Consider the following 5,898-nt stretch of genomic DNA (forward strand, 5'->3'; position numbering starts at 1 on the left):
TTGGGGGAAGCAGAAACGGCTTACTAAATTGAATAAATAACTCTCTACATCTATGGCAACGTCATGAACCCCTCCATTTACCAGTAAAAGAATTAGATCTGATAAATTGGTATCACTTTCCGTAGCAAAAAATAAATTTAGGTCACAACTATATTTTGTTATCTCACATCCATATAGCTTGGATAACACATTACAACACCATACATTGTCGATATATAGCATGTGATAGCTGCGAGACATCCCCCCTACTGGATTACAGGCGTGCACCATATTAGGTTCAATGAGGATAATATCCCCTTTTTTAAGGACAATTTCTCTATCTGGCATCGATAACTGGGTTATTCCAGATTCAATGATTCCAAGTGACAGCTCGGAATGGCTGTGAGCTTTATAACTCTGTGCACTATTGTGGGTCGTTCTGATCGTTAGGTATGGAATAATTTTGCTACTCCAAAAGTGCTGATTAACATCACGAACAGTATCTGGCACAGAACTAATCTCCAAATCTAACTATCTAGTCATCGTATTGCACTGTATAGTTTTACGCAATAATCTAAGCAGGAATTCTCATATCAAAATATGGTATCATCGGAAAATATCGGAAAAACTTTCAACAAACAAGACTACCATTTTCGTTGCGCAACCTTGTAATGGGGCACTTTCAATTTAGCAATGGCAACGTTTGCTTATATCGCTGCCATTTTAATATGAGGCTTGTCTGCCCTCTTATCTCCACGCCGCTAAAATACCTTTGGGGAGGGGAGATTAAGTGCGGTCGGTAAGATAAGCATGATAGTCAGGAATTTCGATATCAACATCTTGTTCCATTAAAACGGAATTGAATAAGAACTTTGCGGTGGCACGGTTGGTGGCAACCGGAATATTCCAGACACTGGCAATACGAAGTAGTGCTTTAACATCAGGATCATGGGGAACGGAGTTCAACGGATCCCAGAAGAAGATCAAGACATCAATCAGCCCTTCGGCAATTTTTGCTCCCAGTTGTTGATCCCCTCCCATTGGGCCGCTGATCATACTGGTGATGGGAAGCCCTGTTTCTTTGGTTAGCATATGGCCTGTTGTGCCTGTTGCATATAATTGATGATGTTGTAATTTTTCTTTATTTTCTATCACCCAACGTAGCAGCTCACCTTTATAGTTATCGTGAGCAACTAAAGCGACGTGTTTTTGGGCCGCCATGGTGCGTGTAATTTTCTTCATAACAATCGTTCCTAATATTTAGTTACTTTTCTTTCATAACGAAAAGTATACGCTTATTCAATCACTTTGAGTGGAAACTCTAACTGAGATCTAAAACGAGTAAATTAAATGATATTAAGAGAAGGGCTGTTTAGGGCGAGATATAGAGCAGCGCTTTCGCGCCGCTCGGAAGAAAATTTAGACCAATGCTTGAGAAAGAATCTCTCGTGATTGCTGTAATTGAATGGCTTGATGCTCGCCAAGGGCAACCATGCCGTGAGCTTGCAACTGATTAATGACCATCTCCACGGCTTGTTCACGGGTTACATTCGGTGCAGAGAATTGAGTGTCGACGCCTAACTGATGATAAAACGCTTCGATGGCATCAATGGTACGAAGGGCGAGATCTTCTCCGGGAGTGAGGCTAAAAACATGTTGCCCCATTTGCTCTAATTTGGCTTTTTTTACCGCTAATTGGTTACGCAATAAAGAAGGCTGAATAATGGCAAGTGAGCGAGCGTGATCAACATGCCATAACGCCGTTAATTCATGGCCTATCATATGGGTTGCCCAGTCTTGTGGTACGCCACTACCAATTAAGCCGTTCAATGCTTGGTTTGCTGTCCACATTAAATTGGCGCGCCATGCGTCATCATCGCGCTTAGAAAAGTCGCGACCCAGTATTAATAAATTTTTCAGTAACACCTCGGCATAGCCCTCTTGAACCATGGCTTGAGTTGGCATCGTCAGATATTGTTCGCAAGTGTGAACCCAAGCATCCACTAAGCCATTAATCAGCTGCCGCTCGGGGAGTGTTTTCATCACATCCGGATCCATGACGGCAAATTGAGGTTGCACATGTGGCGATAAAAATGCCAGCTTGTCCGCGGTTTCTGCTTTGGTAATCACTGCGCCAGAGTTGGACTCTGAGCCTGTGGCTGGCAGCGTTAAAATTACGCCGATTGGCGTTGCATTGATGACCGTATGTTTACCCAGCATAATATCCCAGCCATCACCGTTATATTTAGCGGCGGCGGCAACATATTTTGCACCATCAATGACCGAACCACCACCAACCGCAAGGATAAAGTCGATATCTTGTTGTTTAGCGAGAGTAATCGCTTTATCCAAAGTTTCTTTTGTTGGATTTGCTTCCACGCCAGAAAATTCTAACCAAGTATGATGTTTCAGTGCATCGACGACTTGATCATACACACCGTTACGTTTAATCGACCCGCCACCATAAATGACCAGTACTTTTTTATCTTGTGCAATGGCATGTTCTATTGCTGCAATCTGTTGCTGACCAAAATAAATTCGAGTCGGATTAACATAAGTAAATTTCATTCCTTTTACCTCTTATTGTTAGGATAACCACCCAGAGAGCGACCGTTAATTCGGATTGTAATGATGGTGGGGATGTGATTGTTATATGCATAATAGTCGAGTAATGGTCGTACTTATAGCGCAATTCCTGTAAATTTATTGCCTATTCCTACAATATCCTCAATAGGAGGTGGAGAATGACGCAAGATGTTGATATGGACGATCTTGCATCGTTAATGCAACGATATGTGGAAAAATACCAACTTGAACAACTTGAGGGATGCATTGAAACTGCGATACCGGGGGTATGGTTTTACCGAAGTCGTCAAGGTAATGAACGACAGCCTTTTATTTATCAATCCGGCATTATTATTCTCGGGCAAGGTTATAAGCAGGTTCACTTGGGAGCGACTTCAGTGGAGTATGGCCCAAACGATTATTTGGTGGTAGGGGTTCCAATGCCTTTGGAATGCGAGGCGATAGCAAAAAACAATCAGCCACTATTAGGGCTAACGATAGATATTGATCATTCCTTGTTGCTCAAACAGGTGGCCGCGCTTGAGCAGTATGGCTTTGAGCCTAATGCCAACTCAAGAGATAACGCATGCGGTCTCCAATGCGTAAAAATGAATGACGCGATGCTGGCCAGTAGTAAAAGGCTGATTGCTGCTTTATTAAACGGTTTAGAAGCTCAACTATTAGGCGCTTCTTTGTTAGAAGAGATGGTCTTTCGTGCTCTAACCAGTTCGGAGGGGCATGTGCTTTTTGAGTTGGCTCACCAAGAAGGACATTATGCACGCATTGCCAAAGCATTAAGCCGCGTGCATCGAGATTACGCTACTCGTCTGACGGTACATACTTTAGCGGAAGAGGCGAGCATGAGTGTTTCTGCTTTCCATCAAGCTTTTCGTGATGTTACCTTAGCCTCTCCTTTGCAATATCTTAAAAAAGTTCGTCTGAATAAGGCAAAGGAGCTGATTCAAGTGGAGGGAAAAAGAGTCAGTGATGCCGCTCGGCTGGTTGGATACACCAGTCCGTCACAGTTTAGCCGTGAGTATAAACGTCATTTTAATCAAACACCGCGAGGCACGTTACCTCATGTGTGATTCTGATCGTTCATCAGGATGTCTGATCGTTCGTCAGGATGAATGGTACAGCGCGTGCTGAACTGTTGAGGCAAAAGAGGAAAGAGAAAGCAAGACATTTACTCTTTTTGTTTTCTTACTCTTATTTGATAATGGCTTTCCCCCTATAGGCATTGTTTATACTCTTCCTACTTGAAGTTGCAGGGGGGTTGGCTACGTTCGTTTACCCCAATCCCATAGCCTGTCTATGCGCAAGGGGTATGAGAGCCATCCGTGGCTCTCACCAAAGGCCAGCCTACGGTTGTTCAAATTTGTTCCAGACAAATTTGTCACTGACTTGCCGACCTGCAACGTCAAGTTATTTGGGTATATATGCTTATATTTATTGCTCGTTTTTATAACGGGCATTTTTTTGCTGACTTTATCATCAATAAGTTAGTGTTTGCTGCCAAATTAACCTGTGATCATTGTTGATTCGTGGCTGTAGTTTGCGAGTGATTCTTAAGTTTTACACATTATCAGATGCCAAATTGTGGCGCTGTTCTACAGTGGTATTACACAAAATTTAACACTGTCAGAGTAAGGACTGATGGTTTTAATAACGTGGAAACAACAACTTAAGGAAAATATTATGCGCTTAAAGCAAGCAACCGTGCCTAAGAGTGTATTGACGCTTAGCACGCTCACCGCATCGTGTTTAATGGCGTTTAACAGCTATGCCGCCATGGATTGCGAAAATTTAAACCCTTGGCAGTCTGGCACGGTGTATCACGGTGGTGACCAAGTTCAGTACCAAGGTATCGTTTATCAAGCCAATTATTGGACGCAAAATAACAGTCCAGACCAATTTTCGGGTGATCATGCTCAGTGGCGGATCCTAGATACTTGTGCAACCGGAGAGGTTAGCAATTTTGCTCCAACCGTTTCTTTGACTTCTCCTTCCGCTAGCCTATCGATTGTCGTAAACCAAGCGGTGAAACTGGCGGCCGACGCTAGCGACACTGATGGCGAGATTGCACGAGTTGATTTTCTGGTCGACGGCGTGGTTGTAGAGCGCGCGACACAAGCGCCTTATCAGGCTACATGGCTGGCTATTGGTGGCTTACATACCATTAGTGCCATTGCTTATGATAATAAAGATCTTGCTAGTGAAGCCAGCAGCGTGACGGTTGATGTTGAAGCATCATCACAACCGGGTAATCAAGCACCAACAGTAGAGATTGCTTTATCTACCAATACGATTGAGCAAGGTGAAGTGGTGACGCTCTCTGCCGATGCAGATGATGCGGATGGACAAGTCGAGAAAGTGGAATTTTTTGTCGGCGGAAGCCTTGTTGCAAGCTTAACTGAAGCGCCTTATACGTATGATTATACCGCTGAACGTGCGGGTGCTTTAGCCGTGTTAGCGAAAGCGACCGATGATCACGGGGCGGTGAGCACTTCAGCCTCAATGACGTTGACAGTCAAGCGTGCGCCAGTCGCTAGTACTTGTCGACCGGATGGATTATATCAAACCGAAGGGGTAAACGTTCCTTATTGTACGATTTATGATGAGGAGGGGCGTGAAATCATGGCTGGAGGCCAACCAAGACGTGTGATTGGTTACTTTACCAGTTGGCGCTCTGGTGATGATCCACAAACCTCGTACTTGGTTAAAGACATTCCTTGGCAGCATCTAACCCATATTAACTACGCTTTTGTCAGTATTGGCTCTGATGGTAAAGTTAACATTGGCAATGTGAATGACCCAGAAAATCCTGCGGTAGGGAAAGAGTGGGATGGCGTTGAGGTTGATCCTGCATTAGGGTTTAAAGGCCATTTTGGTGCGTTGGCAACCTATAAAGAACGTTATGGAGTGAAGACGTTGATCTCGATCGGCGGTTGGGCTGAAACCGGCGGGCATTTTGATGACAATGGCCAGCGCGTAGCAGACGGTGGTTTTTATACCATGACAACCAATGCCGATGGCTCGATTAATCATCAAGCGATAGCAACCTTTGTTGATTCTGCCATTCAAATGATGCGTCAGTATCGTTTTGATGGACTCGACATTGATTATGAATATCCCACATCGATGGCCGGAGCGGGCAATCCAGATGATAAAGATTTTGCGGAGTCTCGTCGCCCTCATTTAATGCGATCCTATCATGAACTGATGCGTGTATTACGTGAGCGGTTAGATGTCGCCAGTGAACAAGATGGGGTTCATTATATGTTAACCATTGCCGCCCCTTCGTCAGCTTATCTATTGCGCGGCATGGAAACCATGGAAGTCACCAAGTATCTC

General features: G+C 44.1%; 5 protein-coding genes. 2 read left to right on the plus strand and 3 right to left on the minus strand.

Going from position 1 to position 5,898, the window contains the following annotated elements:
- The 3 genes from B7C60_RS18275 to B7C60_RS07370 form a co-directional block, all read right to left on the minus strand.
- The coding region (locus B7C60_RS18275; RefSeq protein WP_245868828.1) for an AraC family ligand binding domain-containing protein at positions 1-489 on the minus strand (489 nt) is incomplete at its 3' end.
- A 276-nt stretch (positions 490-765) separates the two neighbouring features.
- Complete coding sequence (locus tag B7C60_RS07365; protein ID WP_099611101.1) at positions 766-1,221, minus strand: methylglyoxal synthase; 456 nt, start codon at positions 1,219-1,221, stop codon at positions 766-768.
- Between the two features lie 177 nt (positions 1,222-1,398).
- Positions 1,399-2,547, minus strand: a complete 1,149-nt coding sequence (locus tag B7C60_RS07370) for an iron-containing alcohol dehydrogenase (RefSeq protein ID WP_099611102.1) — start codon at positions 2,545-2,547, stop codon at positions 1,399-1,401.
- A 194-nt stretch (positions 2,548-2,741) separates the two neighbouring features.
- On the opposite strand from B7C60_RS07370, the gene B7C60_RS07375 reads away from it, so the two are divergent.
- The gene (locus B7C60_RS07375) at positions 2,742-3,632 is read left to right on the plus strand and encodes an AraC family transcriptional regulator (protein WP_099611333.1); all 891 of its coding nucleotides are present in this window, start codon (positions 2,742-2,744) and stop codon (positions 3,630-3,632) included.
- 610 nt (positions 3,633-4,242) lie between these two features.
- A partial coding sequence (locus tag B7C60_RS18280) for a glycosyl hydrolase family 18 protein (protein ID WP_245868832.1) occupies positions 4,243-5,898 on the plus strand: 1,656 nt, incomplete at its 3' end.

The sequence above is a fragment of the Vibrio fujianensis genome, assembly GCF_002749895.1.
In the GTDB taxonomy this organism is placed as follows: domain Bacteria; phylum Pseudomonadota; class Gammaproteobacteria; order Enterobacterales; family Vibrionaceae; genus Vibrio; species Vibrio fujianensis.

What these genes read in the sequence shown, in the direction of transcription:
- B7C60_RS07365 (WP_099611101.1), bottom strand. Translation starts at nt 1,221, where the DNA reads ATGAAGAAAATTACACGCACCATGGCGGCCCAAAAACACGTCGCTTTA.
- B7C60_RS07375 (WP_099611333.1), top strand. Translation starts at nt 2,742, where the DNA reads ATGGACGATCTTGCATCGTTAATGCAACGATATGTGGAAAAATACCAA.
- B7C60_RS07370 (WP_099611102.1), bottom strand. Translation starts at nt 2,547, where the DNA reads ATGAAATTTACTTATGTTAATCCGACTCGAATTTATTTTGGTCAGCAA.